Genomic DNA, 20412 nt, shown 5'->3' with positions numbered 1-20412 from the left:
GGGGCGCGGGCGGCGCCGTCCCCCGGACGGGTGCGCCGGGCGGTTCCGACCGGCCCGCCGGACGGGTGGTTCCGCCCCGGGACGAGACGGCGCACGGTCACGAGGGGTGACGATCGGGAGGTCAGCCGGCCCTCAGGTGGCCGCGTCCCCCGGAGGTCCCCTTGGCACCCGCCATCGTCGTCCTGATCCCTGCCCACGACGAGGCAGCCCAGCTCGCGAGCACCCTGCGCGCCCTGCAGCAGCAGACCCGCCGCCCCGACCGCGTCGTCGTCGTCTGCGACAACTGCACCGACGACACCGCGGTCATCGCCCGCGCCGCGGGTGCGGAGGTGTTCGAGACGGAGGGGAACACCGACAAGAAGGCCGGCGCCCTGAACCAGGCCTTCGCGGCGCGGTTCCGGCGCAGCGGCGCCTCGCGCCGGGGCGCGGCGCAGGACGAGGGGACCGGTGCGGACCGCCGCGCCCGGTCGGACCGCCGGGCCGCCGCCGCGGCGCGGCCCGACCTCGCCGACGACGACCTCGTGCTCGTCATGGATGCCGACACCGTGCTGTCGCCGCGCTTCCTGGAGGCGGCCGCCCGGTCCCTGGAGTCCGATGAGCGGATCGGCGCAGCCGGCGGCATCTTCTACGGGGACCGGGGTGCGGGCCTGCTGGGCCAGCTGCAGCGCAACGAGTACACCCGCTACGGGCGGGAGATCGCCCGCACCGGCCGGGTCATGGTGCTGACGGGCACGGGGACGCTGTTCCGCTCCCGGGCGCTGCGCCAGGTCGCCGAGCAGCGCGGCACGACGATCCCGGGACGGCCGGGCCACGTCTACGACACCCTGGCGCTCACCGAGGACAACGAGCTCACCCTCGCCCTCAAGACGCTGGGGTGGCGCATGACGTCGCCGCCCGAGTGCGTCGTCACCACGGAGATCATGCCGACCTGGGGCGACCTGTGGCGCCAGCGACTGCGCTGGCAGCGCGGTGCGCTGGAGAACCTGCGCCACTACGGCCTCACGCGCACGACGCTGCGGTACTGGGGGCAGCAGCTGGGCATCGGCGTCGGCGTGGTGGCCTTCCAGCTGTACCTGCTGCTGCTGCTCGTGATCGCGCTCGACCCCGGCCTCGACTTCGGGGTGACGCCGCTGTGGTCCTCGGTGGGTCTGGTCTTCCTCGCCGAACGGCTCGTGACGGTGTGGCGCGGGGGCCCGGCGGCGAGGCTGGTCGCGGCCCCGCTGGTGGTGGAGCTGGTCTACGACGCCTTCATCCAGGCCGTCTTCGTCCGTTCCCTGACGGACCTGCTGAGAGGACGGGAGGCCCGGTGGCACCACGTCACCGCGGATCCCGCGACGCTGAGGAGCGTGTGACGTGTACGGGAACATCAGCCTGGTGAGCAGCGCCGGGGGGCTGAGCACCGCGACCCTGCTGTGGTCGGGGGCGACCGACGCGCTGCAGGTCGTCGTGGCCGCCACGACCCTGACCTTCGCCGTGCTGGCCGTGGGCAAGCTCCTGCCGAAGCGGCGCCCGGCCCCGCGCCGCTAGCCGACGACCCCGGCGAGCACGCAGAACTCGTTGCCCTCGGGGTCGGCCAGCACCGTCCACCCGACCCCGGGGCCCTGCCCCACGTCGACGGGCCGGGCCCCGGCGTCCAGCGCCCGGGACAGGACCCGGTCGCGGCCCGGGCCGGTCGCGGTCGCGCGGACGTCCAGGTGCCAGCGGTTCTTCACCCGGTGCGGGGTCGGGGAGGCGACGAACTCCAGGAAGGGGCCGCCGTCACCGCGCAGCGCGGCGACCCGCGCGGAGGAGCGCACCGGGCGCATCCCGGCCAGCGGGGCCCAGAACCCCGCCAGGGCCTGCGGGTCCTGCGCCAGGCAGACGACGGAGGCGACCCGCCCCGTGCCCTCGTACTCCGGCCGCGGGTCCAGGACGCAGAACTCGTTGCCCTCGGGGTCGGCCAGCACCACCCACGGGACGTCGCCCTGGCCGACGTCGGCCGGCCGGGCGCCGAGGTCGAGCAGGTACGCGACCGTCTCGCGCTGGTCGGCGGGGGAGGAGGAGTCCAGGTCCAGGTGCACCCGGTTCGGGCCCGTCTTGGGGCCGGCGCCGGGCAGGAAGACCAGGTCCACCCCGGGCTCGCCCTCGGGCGGGACGACGTCGGTCTCGAACCGGTCGGCGTACCCCATCCGCCACTCCAGGGCCTGGCGCCACCAGTGCGCGAGCGGGACGGGGTCGACCGCGTCGACGACGACGTTGACCAGCCGGCTGTCCGCTCGGTCGCTCCCCAGGTCCTGCACGGACCGACCGTAGCGGGCTCGCGACACCCCGTGCCCGTCGGTCGGGCCAATAGACTCACCGCATGACCCACGTCCTGTCTGCCGTGGCCTGGCCCTACGCCAACGGCCCCCGTCACATCGGCCACGTCGCCGGTTTCGGCGTCCCCTCCGACGTGTTCAGCCGGTACATGCGGATGGCGGGTCACGACGTCCTCATGGTCTCGGGCACCGACGAGCACGGGACGCCGATCCTCGTGCAGGCCGAGCAGGAGGGGCTGACCCCGCAGGGCCTGGCCGACCGGTACAACCGCGTCATCACCGAGGACCTGCAGGGCCTGGGGCTGTCCTACGACCTGTTCACCCGCACCACGACGGCCAACCACTACGCGGTCGTGCAGGAGATGTTCCGCACCGTCCACCGCAACGGCTACATGGTGGCGAAGAAGGGCATGGGCGCGATCTCGCCGTCCACCGGCCGCACCCTGCCCGACCGCTACGTCGAGGGCACCTGCCCGATCTGCGGGTACGACGGCGCCCGCGGGGACCAGTGCGACAACTGCGGCAACCAGCTCGACGCCATCGAGCTGAAGAACCCCCGCAGCCGCATCAACGGCGAGACGCCGGTGTTCGTCGAGACCGAGCACTTCTACCTCGACCTGCCGGCCGTGGCCGACGCGCTCGGGTCGTGGCTGCAGGGGCGCGCCGAGACGGGTCGCTGGCGGCCGAACGTCCTGAACTTCTCGAAGAACCTCCTCGAGGACATGAAGCCGCGGGCCATGACCCGCGACATCGACTGGGGCATCCCGGTCCCGCTCGCCGGCTGGGAGGACAACCCGGCCAAGCGGCTCTACGTCTGGTTCGACGCGGTGATCGGGTACCTGTCCGCGTCGGTCGAGTGGGCCCGCCGGTCCGGTGACGACGACGCCTGGCGCGCGTGGTGGACCGACCCGTCCGCGGAGTCGTACTACTTCATGGGCAAGGACAACATCACGTTCCACTCCCAGATCTGGCCCGCCGAACTGCTGGCCTACGACGGCCGCGGTGCGCACGGCGGGGAACCGGGGGTGTTCGGGAACCTCAACCTGCCCACCGAGGTCGTCGCCAGCGAGTTCCTCACCATGGAGGGCAAGCAGTTCTCCTCCAGCCGCGGCGTCGTCATCTACGTCCGCGACGTGCTGGCCCGCTACCAGCCGGACGCGTTGCGGTACTTCATCTCCGCCGCCGGCCCGGAGAACAACGACTCCGACTTCACCTGGCAGGAGTTCGCGACCCGCGCGACGTCCGAGCTCGTCGCCGGCTGGGGGAACCTCGTCAACCGGACGGCCTCGCTCATCGCGAAGAACGTCGGGGAGGTCCCCGCGGCCGGTGAGCTCACCGACGCCGACCGCGCGCTGCTGGAGACCACCCGCGCCGGGTTCGGCGCCGTCGGGGACCTCATCGAGCACCACCGCCAGCGCGCCGGGCTGGGGGAGGCGATGCGGATCGTCGGGGAGGTCAACAAGTACCTGACCGACCAGGAGCCCTGGAAGATCAAGAACTCCGACCCCGAGCGGATGCGGACCGTCCTGCACGTCACCGCGCAGGCCGTCTCGGACTGCCGGACCCTGCTGTCGCCGTACCTGCCGCACTCGGCGCAGAAGGTGCACGAGGCGTTCGGCGGCACCGGCACCGTCTCCCCGCTGCCGGAGCTGCGCGAGGTCACCGACCTCGACGACGGCCGCCCGTACCCGATCCTGACCGGGGACTACCGGCGGGGCGAGACCCTGCCGCAGTGGGCCCCGCACCCGATCGTGCCGGGCACCCCGGTGGCCGCGCCGACGCCGATCTTCACCAAGCTCGACGTCGCCGCGGTCGTCGAGGAGGAACTGGCACGGTTGCAGAAGTGAGGTCCGCCCGTCCCCCCGCCCCCGAGCCGCTCGCGGTCCCCGTCGTCGACAACCACACCCACCTCGACTCCGAGACCGAGGAGGACGTCGAGGCGCTGCTGGCGGCGGCGACGGCGGCGGGGGTGCCGCGCAGCGTCCAGATCGGCTGCGACCTGGCCGCGGCGCGCTGGACCGTCGCCGCGCTCGACCGCCACCCGCAGCTGCTCGGCGGCGTCGCGCTGCACCCCAACGAGGTCCCCGGCCTCGTGGCGGCGGGGGAGTTCGACGCCGCGTTCGCCGAGATCGCCGAGCTGGCCCGCCACCCCCGGGTCCGGGTCGTGGGGGAGACCGGGCTGGACTACTTCCGCACCGGACCCGACGGCGCCGGGGTCCAGCAGGAGTCGTTCCGCGCGCACGTCCAGCTGGCCAAGGACCTCGGCCTGGCCCTGCAGATCCACGACCGCGACGCCCACGAGGACGTCCTGGCGGTCCTGCGGGAGGTGGGGGCCCCGGAGCGGACGGTGTTCCACTGCTTCTCCGGCGACGCGGCGATGGCCCGCGAGTGCGCCGAGGCGGGCTACTACCTCTCGTTCGCGGGGACCGTCACCTTCAAGAACGCCGAACCGCTGCGCGAGGCGCTGCGGGCCGCGCCGCGGGACCGGGTGATGGTGGAGACCGACGCCCCGTACCTGACGCCGACGCCGCACCGCGGCCGGCCCAACGCGGGGTACCTGGTGCCGCTGACGGTGCGGTCCATGGCCGCCACCCTCGGCGCGGACCTGGACGAGCTGTGCGCCACGATCGCCGCCACCACCGAGGCCGTCTACGGCCCCTGGTGAGTCGCGTCACACCGCCCCGGTCCGGCCCGTCCGGAGCGGTCCGGGCGGTCAAGCGATCACGGCGGTTTGTCGAAGAGGTCTCGGAGCGGTTACGGTCCGCTCCTGTCGGCCGGATCGAGACGGCCGGACCACGAGGTGCGCGCGTGGGGACGGGGGTCCCTCCAGGCGCGGCCGGAGTCCGGTTCTCGTGCCCGGGCACATCGTCGAAGGATCCTCCGTGCCGTTCCCGCTCGCCCACGCCGTCCGCCGCACCTCCCGCACCGTCCGCCTCGTCGCGGGGGGCACCTGCCTGGCCGCCGTCGTCGGCGGCGCCGTGGCCTTCACCGCCCTCGACAAGGACGTCGTGATCGACGCGGACGGCCAGCGCACGCAGGCCAGCGCCTTCGGCGGGACCGTCGCCGACCTCCTGCAGGACCAGGGCATCACCGTCGGCGAGCACGACCTCGTCGCCCCGGCCGTGGACACCGAGCTCGCCGACGGGCAGACCGTCGTGGTCCGCTACGGCCGCCAGCTCACCCTCACCGTCGACGGTGAGACCAAGACCTACTGGACCACCGCCCAGACCGTCGACGCCGCCCTGGCCGACCTCGACGTCCGCGCCGACGGCGCCAAGCTGTCCGCCTCCCGCTCCGAGCCGCTGGGCCGGCAGGGCCTGGCCCTGGACGTGACGACCCCCAAGGCCGTCACCGTCGTCGCCGACGGGCAGTCCCGCCCGCTGACCAGCACCGCCGGCAGCGTCGACGAGCTGCTCGCCGAGGCCGGCGTCACGATGCGCGAGGGCGACGAGCTGTCCCACGCCGGCGCCGACCCGCTCACCGCGGGCACCACCGTCACCGTCGTGCGGATCGACCGCTCCACCAGCACCGAGACCGTCGCCATCGGCCACGGCAGCCGCACCGAGCAGACCGATCAGCTGTTCACGGGCGAGAAGAAGGTCGTCACCGCCGGCGTCGACGGCTCCAAGACCGTCACCTACGCCGACGTGTTCCGCGACGGCGTCCGCTCCGAGCACGTCGCGACCGGCGAGGTCGTCGACGCGGCCCCCGTCGAGGAGGTCGTGCAGGTCGGCACCAAGGCCCGCCCCGTCGCGGCCGCCCCGGCCGCCTCCGGTGGCGGTGGGGGCTCGGTCGGCGGCGCCGACGGGCTCAACTGGGGCGCGCTGGCCAAGTGCGAGTCCGGCGCGAACCCCTCGATCGTGTCCGCCAGCGGCAAGTACCACGGCCTGTACCAGTTCTCCGTCGCGACGTGGAAGGCCGTCGGCGGCAGCGGTCTGCCCAGCCAGGCGTCCGCCGACGAGCAGACGTACCGCGCCAAGCTCCTCTACCAGCGCGCCGGTGCCGGACAATGGCCCGTGTGCGGCAAGAAGCTCTGAGCTCCCTCCTGTCGGCCCGGGACGTCCGCGACCTCGCGGGACGTCTCGGCGTCCGGCCGACCAAGACCCTCGGCCAGAACTTCGTCGTCGACGCCAACACGGTGCGGCGCATCGTGCGGGTCGCCGACCTGACCGCCGACGACGTCGTCGTCGAGGTCGGCCCCGGGCTGGGGTCGCTGACCCTGGCCCTGCTCGAGGTCGCCGACCGGGTCGTGGCCGTGGAGATCGACCCGGTCCTCGCGGCGGAGCTGCCGACGACCCTGGCCGAGCGGGCCCGGGCGGGCGCGACCTTCGAGGTCGTCCTGTCCGACGCCCTGCAGGTCACCGACCTGCCCGGCCCGCCGCCCACGGCGCTCGTGGCCAACCTGCCCTACAACGTCGCGGTCCCGGTGCTGCTGACGATGCTGCAGCGCTTCGACACGCTGCGCGGCGGCGTCGTCATGGTCCAGTCCGAGGTCGCCGACCGGCTCGTCGCCGGCCCGGGCAGCCGGACTTACGGCGTCCCCAGCGTCAAGACCGCCTGGTACGCCGAGGCCCGCCGGGCCGGGGCCGTGCCCCCGCCGGTGTTCTGGCCCGTCCCGCGCGTCGACTCCGGCCTGGTGGCCTTCACCCGCCGCCCGGCGCCGCCGACGTCCGCGACGCGCGAGGAGGTCTTCGCCGTGATCGACGCGGCCTTCGCCCAGCGGCGCAAGACGCTGCGCGCGGCCCTGGCGACGTGGGCCGGGTCCCCGGCGCGCGCCGAGGACGTCCTGCGGGCCGCCGGCGTCGACCCCTCCACCCGCGGCGAGCAGCTCGCGGTCGAGGACTTCGCCCGCGTCGCGGCCGCCGCGAAGGAGTCCTGACGGTGCCCGGCCCGGCGGCGGGCGCCTCCGTCACCGCGCAGGCCCCCGCCAAGGTGAACCTCCTGCTGCGGGTGGGCCCGCTGCGGCCCGACGGCTACCACGACCTCGTCACCGTCTTCCAGGCCGTGTCGCTGTTCGAGGAGGTCACCGCCACCCCGGCCGGGCGCTGGGGCGTCTCGGTGGAGGCCGTCGACGGGACCGACGTGTCCGGCGTCCCCCTCGACGGGTCCAACCTCGCGCTGCGCGCCGCGCGCGCCCTCGCCGACCGCGCGGGCCTGGACGAGCCCGTCCACCTGCACGTGCGCAAGGGCGTCCCGGTCGCCGGCGGCATGGCCGGGGGGTCGGCCGACGCGGCGGCGGCGCTGGTGGCGTGCGACGCGCTGTGGCAGCTGCGGACCGGCCTGGACGGGCTGGCCGCCCTCGGGGCCGAGCTGGGCTCCGACGTCCCCTTCGGCCTGCACGGGCGCACCGCCGTCGGCACCGGCCGCGGCGAGCACCTGGTCCCGGTCCTGACGACCGCGGGGTTCTCGTGGGTGTTCGTGCTGGGCACCGCGGGGCTGTCCACCCCGGCCGTGTACGGCGAGTGCGACCGGCTGCGAGCGCTGGGGGGCTGGAGCGACCCGGCCGACGACGACCGGCTCGAGGCCGTCGAGTTCGCCGTGCGCAGCGGGGACCCCGCGGTGCTGGGCGCGGCCCTGTCCAACGACCTGGCCGAGGCGGCCTGCTCGCTGGCCCCGGAGCTGACCCGGACGCTGCGCGCGGGGCAGCGGGCCGGGGCGGTGGCCGGGGTCGTCTCCGGCTCCGGTCCGACCGTCGCGCTGCTGGCGTCCTCGGCCGCCGCCGCGCAGGACCTGGCCCGCGACCTGACCGCCGTGGTCGGGGCCGAGCGGGTGCGGGTCGCGTCCGGTCCCGTCCCCGGTGCCCGGGTGCTGGAGGCCGTGGCCTGAGGGCGTCCGCCGCCGGGAGGGGCCTCAGAGCGCGTCGAAGGACCGCAGCTCGTGCTCGGCCTCGTCGCGGCGCTGCACGGCCCGCCGCAGGTCGGCGGTGGCCGCCTCGTGCGCGTGCTCGCGGCGGACCCGCTCGGCGGTGACGCGCCGCAGCCGCCGCCGCTGGTCGTGGCGCAACCGCAGGCGCGCCCACCACCGGTCGGCGTGCTCGGAGAGCTGCCGCTGCTCCTCGGCCCAGACGACGAACTCCGCCTCGGCCAGGGAGCCGTGGGCCAGGCGCGCCCGCCCGTCGGCGGTGGCCAGGTCCCGCTCGGCCGCGGCGAGGCGGCGCCAGGCGTCGTCGCGCTGGCGCAGCCGGTCGCCCGAGCGGGACGGTTCCGTGCTCACCCGGGGGAGCATGCCAGAAACCCTCCCGCCCCGTGACGGTCCCGCGGCGGACCGCGGTGGGTCTACGCCACGAGCTCGGACAGCTCCAGCCAGCGCTCCTCCAGGGTCGCGATCTCGGCCTCCAGCGCCCGCAGCCCCTCGGCGAGCCGCATCGTCCCCTCGTAGTCGGACGGGTCGGCCTCGGCCATCTTCCGGTGGACCGCCTCGATCTCGCCCGTCAGCTTGTCGAGGCGGCGCTCGGCGGCCGTCATCTCCTTCTGCGCCGCCCGCAGCTGCGCCCCGCTCAGCCCGGCCGGCTCCGCGGGCCGGGCCGGCTGCCCGCCGGTGGCCGCGGCCGCACCGTCGGCCGCGGCGCGCAGCCGCAGGTACTCCTCGAAGCCGCCGGGCAGGTGGCGCAGCCGGCCCTGCAGGACGGCGTACTGCTGGTCGGTGACGCGGTCGACGAAGTACCGGTCGTGCGAGACGACGACGAGGGTGCCCGGCCAGGTGTCCAGCACGTCCTCCATCGCGGCCAGCATGTCCACGTCGAGGTCGTTGGTCGGCTCGTCGAGGATGAGGACGTTCGGCTCGGACAGCAGCACCAGCAGCAGGTGCAGCCGCCGGGCCTGGCCCCCGGAGAGGTCGCCGACGCGGGCGGACAGGTGCTCGCGGGCGAACCCCAGCCGTTCGAGCAGCTGCGCCGGGGTCATCTCCCTGCCGTCGATCTGGAAGGTCGTCCGCGTGCGGGCGAGGACCTCGCGGACGCGGTCGCCGGCGATGTCGGCCAGTTCGCGGGCCTGCTGGTCGAGGATCCCGATCCGCACGGTCGAGCCGGTCTTGACCCGTCCCGACGTCGGCTGCAGGGTGCCGGCGACCAGGGACAGCAGCGTCGACTTGCCGGACCCGTTGGCCCCCAGGATGCCGGTGCGCTCACCGGGGGCGATGCGCCACTCGACGTCGCGCAGCACCTCCTTGTCGCCGTAGGAGACGCCGACGTCGAGCAGGTCGACGACGTCCTTGCCGAGGCGGGCGGTGGCCAGCCGGGACAGCTCGACCCGGTCGCGCGGCGGGGGGACGTCGGCGATGAGCTCGTTGGCGGCCTCGATGCGGAACTTCGGCTTGGAGGTGCGCGCGGGGGCGCCGCGGCGCAGCCAGGCCAGCTCCTTCTTCATGAGGTTCTGCCGCTTGGCCTCGGCCGAGGCGGCCTGCCGGTCGCGCTCGACGCGCTGCAGGACGTAGGCGGCGTACCCGCCCTCGAAGGGCTCGACGACCCGGTCGTGCACCTCCCACGTGGTGGTGCACACCTCGTCGAGGAACCACCGGTCGTGGGTGACGACGAGCAGGGCGCCGGCGCCGGCCGCCCAGCGACCCTTGAGGTGGGTCGCGAGCCAGGCGATGCCCTCGACGTCGAGGTGGTTGGTGGGCTCGTCGAGGAGCAGCACGTCCCAGTCGCCGATGAGGACGGCCGCGAGCGCGACGCGGCGGCGCTGGCCGCCGGACAGGTCGCCGACGCGGGCGTCCCAGGCGATGTCGGCGACGAGGCCGGCGATGACGTCGCGGACCCTGGGGTCGCCGGCCCACACGTGCTCGTCGAGGTCGCCGACGACGCTGTGCCCCACGGTGGCCGCCGGGTCCAGGTCGTCGCTCTGGTCCAGGACGCCGACGCTGACGCCGCCGCGGCGGGTGACGCGGCCGCCGTGGGGTTCGACCCGGCCCGACAGCAGCCCGAGGAGGCTGGACTTGCCGTCGCCGTTGCGCCCGACGACGCCGATGCGGTCGCCCTCGTCGACGCCGAGGGTGATCGACTCGAAGACGACGCGGGTGGGGTGTTCGAGACGGAGCGCTTCGCCGCCGAGCAGGTGTGCCACCGCACCAGGGTAGGTCTCCGGCGGGGAGGCGATCACGCGCGACTTTGATCACTCTCCGCAGCGGTGGGTGACCATTGCGTCGAACGGGTGAGGCCAACCGGTCGAATACTGCGCTCTGAGCGTGACAGCGGCTGTCACCTCTTGCGTCGTTCGGGTGGCTGTCTACTACTCTCTGCCACGCACCGGTGGTCCCGTGGGGGCGTGGACCGCGGGTGCCGCCCCCGGTGTCCGGCGGGCGACGCACCAGTCCAGGGGGGACTTTGAGCATCAGCGACGTGCCCGGCACCAGAACGTCACCGGGTGAGCTGGAGGACCAGCTCCTCGGCACCTCACCGGCGGACGAGACCGCGGACGCCGTGCGTCGCGAGCGTCTGCTCGTCCCCCGCCAGCGCACCGCCCTCGGCCTCGCCGAGCGCACGCCCGCCTGGCAGCGCACCTACGTCCAGAAGATCGTCGCGGTCGACGCGCTGGCCGCCGCCTTCGCCGCCTTCGTCGGGTTCTTCGCCCGCTTCAACGACTCCCCGGCGGACCTGGCCACCACCTCCGGCCGGGCCGTCGTCGCGTGCGCCGTCCTGCTGCCGGTCATCTGGGTCGTGGCGATGGGCGCCCTGCGCACCTACGAGCCCCGCTTCCTCGGGGTCGGGTCGGAGGAGTTCCACCGCGTCCTGACCGCGGGCCTGGCGGTGGTCGCCCTCGTCGGCACCAGCTCCTGGGCCTTCGGGCTGGAGATCGCCCGCGGGTACGTCGTGGTGGCCTTCCCCATCGCGATCTTCCTGACCCTCATCGGCCGGTACGCGCTGCGCCAGCAGCTGCACGCCCGCCGCACCCGCGGCGAGGCCAGCCAGACCGTCGTCGCCGTCGGCCACCGCGCCGCCGTCGCCGGCATGGCCCGCCAGCTGCACCGCGCCAGCTACCACGGCATGCGCATCGTCGGGGCCTGCGTCCCCGGCGGCCGCGGCACCGCCGAGGAGGACGCCGAGCTGCGCGCCCTGGGGATCCCGGTCATCGGCAGCCTCGACGACGTCCGGCACGCCGTGACGAGCGTGGACGCCGACGTCGTGGCCGTCACCGCCTGCCCCGAGCTCGACGGCCCGGGCCTGCGCCGCCTCGGCTGGGAGCTGGAGGCCACCCGCGCCGACCTCGTCGTCGCCCCCGCCCTGACCGAGGTCATCGGGCCGCGCGTCGCGATCCGCCCCGTCTGCGGCCTGCCGCTGCTGCACGTCGAGCGCCCCGAGCTCGAGGGCGTCCGCCGGCTGGCCAAGACCACCGTCGACCGCGTCAGCGCCGGCCTGGCCCTGGTCGTGCTCAGCCCGCTGTTCCTGGCCCTGGCGGTCGCCATCAAGCTCGACAGCAAGGGCCCGGTCTTCTTCCAGCAGCAGCGCGTCGGCAAGGACGGCAAGACCTTCCCGATGATGAAGTTCCGCTCGATGGTCACCGACGCGGAGAAGCTGCTCATCGACCTGCGCGACTCCACCGACGGCAACGGCGTGCTGTTCAAGATGAAGGTCGACCCGCGCATCACGCGCATCGGCCGCGTCCTGCGCCGCTACTCCCTCGACGAGCTGCCCCAGCTCATCAACGTCGTCCGCGGCGAGATGTCGCTGGTCGGCCCGCGCCCGCCGCTGCAGAAGGAGGTCGACGAGTACGGCTACGACATGCGTCGCCGCCTGCTCGTCAAGCCGGGCCTGACGGGGCTGTGGCAGATCAACGGCCGCTCCGACCTCGACTGGGACGAGTCGGTCCGCCTCGACGTCCGCTACGTCGAGAACTGGTCCTTCACGTTCGACTTCATGATCCTGTGGAAGACCGCCGGGGCCGTGCTCCGCGGCCGCGGGGCCTACTGACGGCCCAGCCGCCGCGGCCTCACCCCTCGAAGGGCGCCGACACCCGACGCAGCAGCGTCGCGAGTGCTCGGCGCTCTTCGCGTCCCAGGACGTCCAGCATCCGGTGCTCGGCCTCCACGAGGTCGGCCAGCGCCGCGTCCACGACCGCCGCGCCGTCCGCGGTCAGCCGCACCCGGATGCTGCGCCCGTCGTCGGGGTCGGGGCGGCGGTCCACCAGGCCGCGGCGCACCAGCCGGTCGACGCGGTTGGTCATCGTGCCGCTCGTCACCAGCGTCTCCACCAGCAACTGGCCGGGGGACAGCTCGTGCGGGGCGCCGGCCCGGCGCAGCGCGGCCAGGACGTCGAACTCCCACGTCTCCAGCTCGTGCGCGCTGAACGCGTCGCGGCGCAACCGGTCCAGGTGCCGGGCCAGCCGGGCGACGCGGGACAGGACCTCCAGCGGCTCGACGTCGAGCTGCGGGGCCTCGCGCCGCCACGCGGCGACGATGAGGTCGACCTCGTCGCTGCCCGCCGTCTCGTTCGTCACAGCGCGACCCTAGTGCTCGCCGTCCCGGGCGTCGGCGACCCGCGCCCGGGCGGACAGCCGCGGCTCCGGCTCCAGCCCGGTCAGGCCGTTCCAGGCCAGGTTCACCAGGTGCGCGGCGACCTCCTCCTTGCCCGGCTCGCGGGTGTCCAGCCACCACTGCCCGGTCACCGCGATCATCCCCACGAGCATCTGGGCGTACATGCCCGAGCGCTCGGGGGCGTACCCGCGGGCGGCGAAGGCGTCGACCAGCAGGTGCTCGACCTGCCGCGCGATGTCGGAGATGAGGCTGGCGAAGGTGCCGGTGGGCTGGGTGACGGGGGAGTCGCGGACCAGGATCCGGAAGCCCTCGGTGGAGGCGTCGATGTAGTCGAGCAGCGCGACGGTCGCCCGCTCCAGCAGCGTCCGCGGTGACCCCCGGCCGGACAGGGCCCGGGTGATCGACCCCAGCAGGGCCGCTATCTCGCGGTCGACGACGACCGCGTACAGCCCCTCCTTGCCGCCGAAGTGCTCGTACACCACGGGTTTGGAGACCCCCGCGGCGGCGGCGATCTCCTCCACGGTCGTGCCCTCGACGCCCTTGGCGGCGAACAGCGAGCGGCCCACGCCGATGAGCTGCTCCCGGCGCTCCCCGCCGGTCATGCGGGCGCGGGGACGGGTGGCGGGCACGGTCCCATCCTGCCGGACGGGTGTCCGGCCCGGGCCGGGGGAGCTGGCAGGATGGGCGGGCACGGTGCTCGCGGCCCGAACGGCGCGGGGCCGTCCCGGGTGGTGTAACGGCAGCACGGCGGGTTTTGGTCCCGTCCAGTAGGGGTTCGAATCCTCTCCCGGGAGCGCGGGGCCGCGTCCGCGGCCGTCCGCCGATTGCGTGGCCGGTGGTCCGGCGCGGCGCGCGCGGCGGATATCCTCGCCCCTGTCCGTCGACGCCACCGGCCGCTCGACCCCCCGGGCCCACCAGGACCCGGACGAGCCGGCCGGACGAGCCGCGAGGAGCGCGCCCCGCGTGACCACCGCACAGCCAGCCCGCCCGTCCCCCACCCCCGTCCCCGCCGCCGTCGTCGTGCTCGCCGCGGGGGAGGGGACGCGGATGCGGTCCTCGACGCCCAAGGTGCTGCACCCGCTCGGCGGGCGCCCCCTGGTCGGTCACGCGCTGCGCGCGGCCCGCGAGGTCGGCCCCGAGCACCTCGTCGTCGTCCTGCGCCACCAGGCCGAGCGGGTCGCCGCGGCCGTCACCGCGCAGGACGGCGCCGCCGTCGTCGCGCTGCAGGACGACGTCCCCGGCACCGGCCGGGCCGTGCAGTGCGGCCTGCAGGCCCTGCCCGCCGACCTCACCGGCACCGTGCTGGTCACCTACGGCGACGTGCCGCTGCTGTCGGGGGCCACCCTGCGCGACCTCACCGCGGCCCACGTCGCGGGCGGCAACGCCATGACGGTCCTGACGGCCGAGCTCGACGACCCCACCGGCTACGGCCGCGTGCTGCGCGACGACGCCGGCGTCAGCGCCATCGTCGAGCAGAAGGACGCGACGCAGGCCCAGCGCGCGGTGCGCGAGGTGAACTCCGGCATCTACGCCTTCGACGTCGCGGCGCTGCGCGCCGCCCTGGGGCGGGTCGGCCGCGACAACGCCGCCGGCGAGGTCTACCTGACCGACGTCCTGGCCCTCGTGCGCGCCGCCGGCGGTCGCGTCGAGGCGCTCGCGCTCACCGACGAGTGGGAGATCCGCGGGGTCAACGACCGCGCCCAGCTCGCCGAGCTGGCCGCGGAGGCGAACCGGCGCACGCTGCGGCGCTGGATGCTCGCCGGGGTGAGCGTCGTCGACCCGGCCACGACGTGGGTCGACGCCGACGTCGAGCTGGAGCAGGACGTCACGCTGCGCCCCGGCGTCCAGCTGCACGGCACCACGCGGGTCGCCACCGGCGCCGTGGTCGGCCCCGACTGCACGCTGACCGACGTCGAGGTCGGCGCCGGGGCCGTCGTCGAGCGGACCCACGGGTCCGGGGCCGTCGTCGGCGCCGGCGCGCAGGTCGGCCCCTTCGCCTTCCTGCGCCCGGGCACCCACCTGGGCCCGGACGGCAAGATCGGCACCTTCGTGGAGACGAAGAACGCCCGCATCGGCCGGGGCTCGAAGGTGCCGCACCTGTCGTACGTCGGGGACGCCACCATCGGCGAGCACTCCAACATCGGGGCCGCGTCGGTGTTCGTGAACTACGACGGCGTCAGCAAGTCGCGCACCACGATCGGCAGCCACGTCCGCATGGGCTCGGACAACATGTACGTCGCCCCCGTGACGGTCGGCGACGGCGCCTACTCCGGGGCCGGAACGGTGATCCGCAAGGACGTCCCCCCGGGCGCCCTGGCGATCAACGTGGCACCCCAGCGCAACCTCGAGGGCTGGACCGTCGAGAAGCGCCCAGGAACTCCCGCGGCCCAGGCGGCCCAGCGGGCTCAGGACGACCACGGCGTCGAGAAGCAGGAGACCGACTCATGACCGGCATCACCACCACGGGCGAGAAGCGCATGGTCCTCATCTCGGGCCGCGCGCACCCGGCGCTCGCCGAGGAGGTCTCGGCGGCCCTGGGCGCGGAACTGGTGCCCACGAGCGCCTACGACTTCGCGAACTCGGAGATCTACGTCCGGTTCGAGGAGAGCGTCCGCGGCTCCGACGCCTTCGTGATCCAGAGCCACACGGCGAACGTCAACCAGTGGATCATGGAGCACCTGATCATGGTGGACGCGCTGAAGCGCGCGTCGGCCAAGCGCATCACGGTCGTCGCGCCGTTCTACGGCTACGCCCGCCAGGACAAGAAGGGCCGCGGCCGCGAGCCGATCTCGGCCCGCCTCATCGCGGACATGTTCAAGACCGCCGGGGCCGACCGGCTCATGTCGGTGGACCTGCACACCGCCCAGATCCAGGGGTTCTTCGACGGCCCGGTCGACCACCTGTGGGCGCTGCCGATCCTGGCCGACCACGTCGGCAAGCGCGTCGACCGCTCCAACATCACCATCGTGTCGCCCGACGCCGGCCGCGTGCGGGTCGCGGACCTGTGGTCGGACCGGCTCGGCGCCCCGCTGGCGATCATCCACAAGCGCCGCGACCCGAACGTGCCGAACCAGGTGAAGGTGCACGAGGTCGTCGGTGACGTCGAGGGGCGCACCTGCGTCCTGGTCGACGACCTCATCGACACCGCGGGCACGATCGTCCAGGCCGCCGAGGCGCTGAAGGCGAACGGCGCCGCCGACGTCATCGCGACCGCGACGCACGCCGTGCTGTCGGGCCCGGCCGTGGACCGGCTGAAGAACTCGCCGATCACCGAGCTCATCGTGACCGACACCTTGCCGATCGCGGAGTCCCAGCAGTTCCCGCAGCTGACGGTGCTGCCGATCGCGCCGCTGCTGGCCCGCGCGATCCGCGAGGTCTTCGACGACGGGTCGGTCACTTCGCTGTTCGACGGCCACAGCTGAGCCGCCCGCTCCTCCGGCCCGTCCGGGCGGGCCGGGGGAGCAGGTAGTATCGAGCCCGGTTGCCTCGGCGAGGGTGGCGCGTGAGCGGCACCGTGATCGACGCGGTGGATGAGTGCGCAGTTCTCTCCCGGGGCCTTGTCACGCCGCCCGACCCCGAGATCGAGGAGACCCACCATGTCCGAGACCCAGCTCACCGGTGAGAAGCGCACCAGCTTCGGCAAGGGCGCCGCGCGTTCCATCCGTCGCGCCAACAAGATCCCCGCCGTCGTCTACGGCCACGGCGAGGCCCCGCTGCACATCACGCTGCCCGGTCACGAGACGCTGCTGGCGCTGCGCAACTCCAACGTCCTGCTGAACGTCACCGTCGACGGCGAGTCGCACCTGACCCTGCCCAAGGACGTCCAGCGCGACGCCCTCAAGGGCTTCATCGAGCACGTCGACCTGCTCGTGGTCCGTCGCGGCGAGAAGGTCACCGTCGACGTCCCGCTGCACCTCGAGGGCGAGGCCGGTCCGGAGACCGTCGTCCAGCAGGAGCTCACCACCCTGTCCGTGGAGGCCGAGGCCACCCGCATCCCGACTACCCTGACCGTGTCGGTCGAGGGCCTGGCCGCCGGGTCGCACGTCGCCGCCTCGCAGGTCGAGCTGCCCGAGGGCACCACCCTCGCCGGTGACCCCGAGCAGCTGGTGGTCGTCGTGACCGCCGCGGCGACCGCCGCCCAGGCCGAGGCCGAGCTGGAGGCCGCCGAGGCCGAGGCCGGCATCGTCAAGGAGGAGCACACCGAGGTCGAGGGCGAGAACGCCTGAGACCGCTGACGGAGGACTGACCGCGTGAGCGACGCCTGGCTGGTCGTGGGCCTGGGGAACCCCGGGGCCGAGTACGAGCGCACCCGGCACAACGTCGGCCAGATGGTGCTCGACGAGCTGGCGTCGCGCACGCGGGGTTCCTTCAAGCGGCACCGTTCCGGGGCCAGGGTCGCCGAGGTCCGCCTCGGCGTCCTGCCCGGCGGTGCCCCCGGGCCGCGGGTCGTCCTCGCGGCCCCGACGTCGTACATGAACGTCTCGGGCGGCCCGGTGGCCGGCCTGGCGAAGTACTTCGACGTCGACGTGGACCACGTCGTGGTGGTGCACGACGAGCTGGACGTCGACTTCGGCGCCGTGCGGCTCAAGCGCGGCGGCGGTGAGGGCGGCCACAACGGCCTGCGCTCGATCTCGAAGTCGCTGGGGGACAAGGACTACCTGCGGGTCCGCGTCGGCATCGGCCGCCCGCCCGGCCGCCAGGACCCGGCCGACTTCGTGCTCAAGGAGTTCTCCGGCACGGAGAAGAAGGACCTGCCCTTCCTGCTGATGGACGCCGCCGACGCGGTGGAGAAGCTCGTGGCTGAGGGGCTCGAGCCCGCGCAGCAGAAGTTCCACGCCCCGGCTGGCTGAGCGCGGCGGCGGTTCGCCGCAGCACCGCCTCCGCCACGGGCCCGTGGCCCAGGGCCACCGGCGCGGAGCACGCCCGCCCCCGCCGGTTCGTCAGCCGCACCGCCGTGGTGCAGCGCACCAGTTCCCGCTCGCGGTCGACGCCGACGGCGCAGCGGGGGTCCAGGTGGGTGTCGCCGACCGCGACGAGCGCCTCCTCGCCGACGACCCGGCTGACCGTGAACGCCGAGTGCGGTGCGCGGGGGATCCCCGGCCGCGGCACCAGCGCGTCCCGCGCCCGCAGCGCCGCCCCCACCCACAGCGAGGGTCCGGGTCGGCTCCCGCGGGCAGCGGGACGGCGGGCAGGTCGCAGTGGTCCGGCCGCGGCAGGTCGTCGACCGCGCAGGACGGGGGGGCACCGTCGACCTCCTCGGGCCGGCGCGCCGGGGCCGGTGACGACGGAGGGCCGCCGGGTTGCCCCGGCGGCCCTCAGCGGTGCCCGGTGTCGCGTCAGTGCGAGCGGCGCGCGCTGCGGCGGCCGGCGACGACCATCGCGGCGCCACCCAGGACGAGCACGGTGCCGGCGGCGGCCCAGGGCAGGACCTCGGCGCCGGTGTAGGCCAACTCGTCGCTGGAGCCGCCCACGGCGGCCGGGGTGGTCGAGCGGGTCGAGGACGAGGACGGGGTGGAGCCCCCGGTCGTCGGGCTCGCCGACGGGGTGACGACGTCGGACACCGACGGGGTCGGGGTCGACGGGACGTAGCTGGTGCCGGCGAAGGCCGCCCCGGAGGTGGCGCCGAGAGCGGCGACGGTCAGAGCCCCGGCAGCAGCCAGGCGGGCGGTGGTCTTGCGCACGGTGGTTCCCCCCACTTCGAGTGCCCCGGCGAACCCTGTGATCGCGAGGCGGCCCCCAGGATGACGGAACGTGACCCCGGAGTCCAGCCGGTGTGGGCGATTCGTGGGACGAGGTGACACCAGAGTGACGAGACCTACACGTTCGGCTCAACCCTCACGGGGTGCAGTCGCCGGTCGTCACGGTGGGCGCGGTGGCGGTCGTCGGCCCGACGACGGTCCGGGGCAGGGCGTCGGCCGCACCGCTGAAGCGCCAGCGCACCGTCACCGACGTGCCCGGGGGGATCCGCACGCTCACCCGCACCAGCCGCCAGCCGCGCTCGGTGTCGACGGCCGCGCCCACGGCGGTCCCGTCGACCGTCACCTGGTCCAGCCCCACCCACGGCGCCACCCACAGCGAGACGGTCTCCGCCGCGGTGCGCCGGTCGGCCACCCGCGGGGCCGCCGCGTTCGACACGTACGCCGGGACGGAGGGGGGCACCGAGTTCGCCAGCGTCAGGCTCAGCGACCCCTGCGCGGTCCCCGTCCCCGAGCAGGGCGCCGAGACCTCCAGGGACGGGCGCACCCAGTAGTCGAGCTTGGAGGGGACCGTGCTCGTCAGCCCCACCCGGGCCACCGCGTCCCGCGGCTCGCCCAGGGTCCCGGCCACCCCGGCGGCCACCAGCGCCTCCTGCTCCTGCGGGCGGCTGGACCACACCGCCAGGTGGCCGGACCCGACGGCCTCCCGCGCCCCGTCGAGCGCCGCGGTCGACAGGCCGTCGGACAGCACCGCCTCGAACGCGGCCGCCGACGTCGCGGCCAGGAACGCCTTGCGGGCGTCCTGGTCCTCGCCGTAGGTCACGTACGCCTCGTACATGAGGACGTGCGCGAGGTCCGGGGTCGCGACGGCGCCGAACGGGCCCAGGTCCAGCGGGGGGTGCTCCTCGCCCAGCAGCTGCGCCAGGCCGACCGGGTCGACGAAGACGACGGCGTCCGGCGTCGGCAGTCCCGCCGCGGTCACCAGGGAGGACGTCAGGACGCCCGCCTCGTCGGCGCTGCCGCCCATCGTGACGTTCTGCACGCGCGCCGCGTCCTGGCCGTAGAGCGCGGCGAACTCCTCCCCGACGGCGGAGACGTCGGCGCGCGCGGCGTACAGGTCGTTGTCGGTCCCGGTCGCGGTCAGCGAGATCCGGCCGCCGTCGACGCTCAGGTAGGCGTAGGCGCCCACGATGCCCTGCACGGGCCGGACCTCGGCGGGGTTGGTGAACGCGACCAGGTAGGTGCGGGCGCCGTCGTCGGCCCCCAGCAGCGCGGGCACCTGCGGCAGCACCCGGGCCGCGGTGTCCAGCGGGGCGGAGACGGCGTCGAGCTGGGCCGTCACCGGGTCCAGCCGCTCGCGCAGGACGGGCAGCACCGCCGGGGTCTCGGCCCCGTGCAGCGCCGAGCGGGCCTGCTCGATGCGCGCCCGGTAGTCGGTGACGATCGGGGTCAGGCGCCGCACGCCGTCGACGTTGACGGTGCGGTCCGCCGAGACCAGGCCCTCGCCGAGCACGTCGTCGACGACGCCCAGGGCCCGCGGCAGCGGGTCCGTGAGCAGCGCCGCCGCGCGCGCACCCCCGGCCGCGGCCCCCAGCTGGTCGCCGACCCACGGCACGGCGGTGGCCAGCCGGTACGGCAGCGTCGACGTCGCCCGGTCCGCGCTGCGGGCGTCGTCGGCGATCGCCGTGGCGGTGCTCGCGGCCCCGGTCCAGTCCTCGGCGCGGACCCGGGTCTCCAGCACGGGCACCTCGTCGGCGACCCGCTGCAGGGCCAGGCCGGCCTGCACCCCGGCCACGGCGACGGCCACCGCCCAGGCCAGCAGCAGCAGGCCCAGCAGCGCCAGCACCAGCCGCAGCGGGCGGGTCCGGCGGGGTGCGCGGGGGGCGGGGCCCGCGTCGGGGGACTGGTCGGGGAAGCCGGGCACGGCCGCGACAGTAGTGGGAGCGGACCGG

Annotated in this window: 19 protein-coding genes and 1 tRNA gene; 13 read left to right on the top strand and 7 right to left on the bottom strand. The window is 74.8% G+C overall.

The window, feature by feature from the left end; genetic code table 11:
- The first annotated feature begins 161 nt into the window (after positions 1 to 161).
- Together ACRYM6_RS15765 and ACRYM6_RS15760 are read left to right on the top strand one after the other, a co-directional pair.
- The gene (locus tag ACRYM6_RS15765) at positions 162 to 1352 is read left to right on the top strand and encodes a glycosyltransferase family 2 protein (RefSeq protein WP_432543831.1); all 1191 of its coding nucleotides are present in this window, start codon (positions 162 to 164) and stop codon (positions 1350 to 1352) included.
- Position 1353: 1 nt separating this feature from the next.
- Positions 1354 to 1527, top strand: coding sequence for a hypothetical protein (locus tag ACRYM6_RS15760; protein WP_432543830.1), 174 nt, complete (start codon positions 1354 to 1356; stop codon positions 1525 to 1527).
- Here the strand turns inward: ACRYM6_RS15760 and ACRYM6_RS15755 are convergent.
- On the bottom strand, positions 1524 to 2279 hold the full coding sequence (locus tag ACRYM6_RS15755) for a VOC family protein (RefSeq protein WP_432543829.1): 756 nt from the start codon (positions 2277 to 2279) through the stop codon (positions 1524 to 1526). The genes ACRYM6_RS15760 and ACRYM6_RS15755 overlap by 4 nt on opposite strands.
- 62 nt (positions 2280 to 2341) lie before the next feature.
- On the opposite strand from ACRYM6_RS15755, the gene metG reads away from it, so the two are divergent.
- The 5 genes from metG to ACRYM6_RS15730 all read left to right on the top strand — a co-directional run bounded on the left by metG (position 2342) and on the right by ACRYM6_RS15730 (position 8123).
- The gene (metG, locus tag ACRYM6_RS15750) at positions 2342 to 4144 is read left to right on the top strand and encodes a methionine--tRNA ligase (protein ID WP_432543828.1); all 1803 of its coding nucleotides are present in this window, start codon (positions 2342 to 2344) and stop codon (positions 4142 to 4144) included.
- Entirely contained in the window at positions 4141 to 4962 is an 822-nt protein-coding gene (locus ACRYM6_RS15745; RefSeq protein WP_432543827.1) for a TatD family hydrolase, read from the top strand. Before metG ends, ACRYM6_RS15745 begins: the two co-directional genes overlap by 4 nt.
- Before the next feature lie 217 nt (positions 4963 to 5179).
- The gene (locus ACRYM6_RS15740; protein ID WP_432543826.1) at positions 5180 to 6334 is read left to right on the top strand and encodes a ubiquitin-like domain-containing protein; all 1155 of its coding nucleotides are present in this window, start codon (positions 5180 to 5182) and stop codon (positions 6332 to 6334) included.
- Positions 6307 to 7176, top strand: a complete 870-nt coding sequence (gene rsmA / locus ACRYM6_RS15735) for a 16S rRNA (adenine(1518)-N(6)/adenine(1519)-N(6))-dimethyltransferase RsmA (RefSeq protein ID WP_432543825.1) — start codon at positions 6307 to 6309, stop codon at positions 7174 to 7176. Before ACRYM6_RS15740 ends, rsmA begins: the two co-directional genes overlap by 28 nt.
- 2 nt (positions 7177 to 7178) lie before the next feature.
- The gene (locus ACRYM6_RS15730) at positions 7179 to 8123 is read left to right on the top strand and encodes a 4-(cytidine 5'-diphospho)-2-C-methyl-D-erythritol kinase (RefSeq protein WP_432543824.1); all 945 of its coding nucleotides are present in this window, start codon (positions 7179 to 7181) and stop codon (positions 8121 to 8123) included.
- Positions 8124 to 8147: 24 nt separating this feature from the next.
- Here ACRYM6_RS15730 and ACRYM6_RS15725 read toward each other — a convergent pair whose 3' ends face one another.
- Complete coding sequence (locus ACRYM6_RS15725; RefSeq protein ID WP_432543823.1) at positions 8148 to 8510, bottom strand: hypothetical protein; 363 nt, start codon at positions 8508 to 8510, stop codon at positions 8148 to 8150.
- Between the two features lie 62 nt (positions 8511 to 8572).
- Positions 8573 to 10357 (bottom strand): ABC-F family ATP-binding cassette domain-containing protein, encoded by a 1785-nt coding sequence (locus tag ACRYM6_RS15720; RefSeq protein ID WP_432543822.1) that lies wholly within the window; start codon positions 10355 to 10357, stop codon positions 8573 to 8575.
- A gap of 356 nt (positions 10358 to 10713) precedes the next feature.
- Between ACRYM6_RS15720 and ACRYM6_RS15715 the strand changes: the two genes are divergently transcribed.
- Entirely contained in the window at positions 10714 to 12201 is a 1488-nt protein-coding gene (locus tag ACRYM6_RS15715; RefSeq protein ID WP_432543868.1) for a sugar transferase, read from the top strand.
- Positions 12202 to 12220: 19 nt separating this feature from the next.
- On the opposite strand, the gene ACRYM6_RS15710 is transcribed toward ACRYM6_RS15715, so the two are convergent.
- Both ACRYM6_RS15710 and ACRYM6_RS15705 read right to left on the bottom strand, forming a co-directional pair.
- Positions 12221 to 12727 carry a MarR family winged helix-turn-helix transcriptional regulator gene (locus ACRYM6_RS15710; protein WP_432543821.1) on the bottom strand — a complete coding sequence of 169 codons (507 nt, stop codon included), beginning with the start codon at positions 12725 to 12727 and terminating at the stop codon, positions 12221 to 12223.
- 9 nt (positions 12728 to 12736) lie between these two features.
- Positions 12737 to 13366, bottom strand: coding sequence for a TetR/AcrR family transcriptional regulator (locus tag ACRYM6_RS15705; RefSeq protein WP_432543867.1), 630 nt, complete (start codon positions 13364 to 13366; stop codon positions 12737 to 12739).
- Positions 13367 to 13486: 120 nt separating this feature from the next.
- Here ACRYM6_RS15705 and ACRYM6_RS15700 point away from each other — a divergent pair.
- From ACRYM6_RS15700 to pth, 5 genes are all read left to right on the top strand, one after another.
- Positions 13487 to 13558 (top strand) — tRNA-Gln (locus tag ACRYM6_RS15700).
- 253 nt (positions 13559 to 13811) lie between these two features.
- The gene (gene glmU, locus ACRYM6_RS15695) at positions 13812 to 15212 is read left to right on the top strand and encodes a bifunctional UDP-N-acetylglucosamine diphosphorylase/glucosamine-1-phosphate N-acetyltransferase GlmU (protein ID WP_432543866.1); all 1401 of its coding nucleotides are present in this window, start codon (positions 13812 to 13814) and stop codon (positions 15210 to 15212) included.
- On the top strand, positions 15209 to 16186 hold the full coding sequence (locus ACRYM6_RS15690; RefSeq protein WP_432510553.1) for a ribose-phosphate diphosphokinase: 978 nt from the start codon (positions 15209 to 15211) through the stop codon (positions 16184 to 16186). The genes glmU and ACRYM6_RS15690 overlap by 4 nt, the downstream gene beginning before the upstream one ends.
- Before the next feature lie 174 nt (positions 16187 to 16360).
- The gene (locus ACRYM6_RS15685) at positions 16361 to 16990 is read left to right on the top strand and encodes a 50S ribosomal protein L25/general stress protein Ctc (protein WP_432543820.1); all 630 of its coding nucleotides are present in this window, start codon (positions 16361 to 16363) and stop codon (positions 16988 to 16990) included.
- Between the two features lie 24 nt (positions 16991 to 17014).
- On the top strand, positions 17015 to 17614 hold the full coding sequence (gene pth, locus ACRYM6_RS15680) for an aminoacyl-tRNA hydrolase (protein WP_432543819.1): 600 nt from the start codon (positions 17015 to 17017) through the stop codon (positions 17612 to 17614).
- Positions 17615 to 18100: 486 nt separating this feature from the next.
- On the opposite strand, the gene ACRYM6_RS15675 is transcribed toward pth, so the two are convergent.
- Together ACRYM6_RS15675 and ACRYM6_RS15670 are read right to left on the bottom strand one after the other, a co-directional pair.
- On the bottom strand, positions 18101 to 18445 hold the full coding sequence (locus ACRYM6_RS15675) for a hypothetical protein (protein WP_432543818.1): 345 nt from the start codon (positions 18443 to 18445) through the stop codon (positions 18101 to 18103).
- A gap of 154 nt (positions 18446 to 18599) precedes the next feature.
- Entirely contained in the window at positions 18600 to 20384 is a 1785-nt protein-coding gene (locus ACRYM6_RS15670) for a DUF4012 domain-containing protein (protein WP_432543817.1), read from the bottom strand.
- Positions 20385 to 20412: the final 28 nt, after the last annotated feature.

It is taken from the genome of Kineococcus rugosus, assembly GCF_050871975.1.
GTDB lineage: Bacteria > Actinomycetota > Actinomycetes > Actinomycetales > Kineococcaceae > Kineococcus.
Note: the sequence above shows the minus strand (reverse complement) of the source record. Positions and strands in the feature narration are given on the sequence as shown.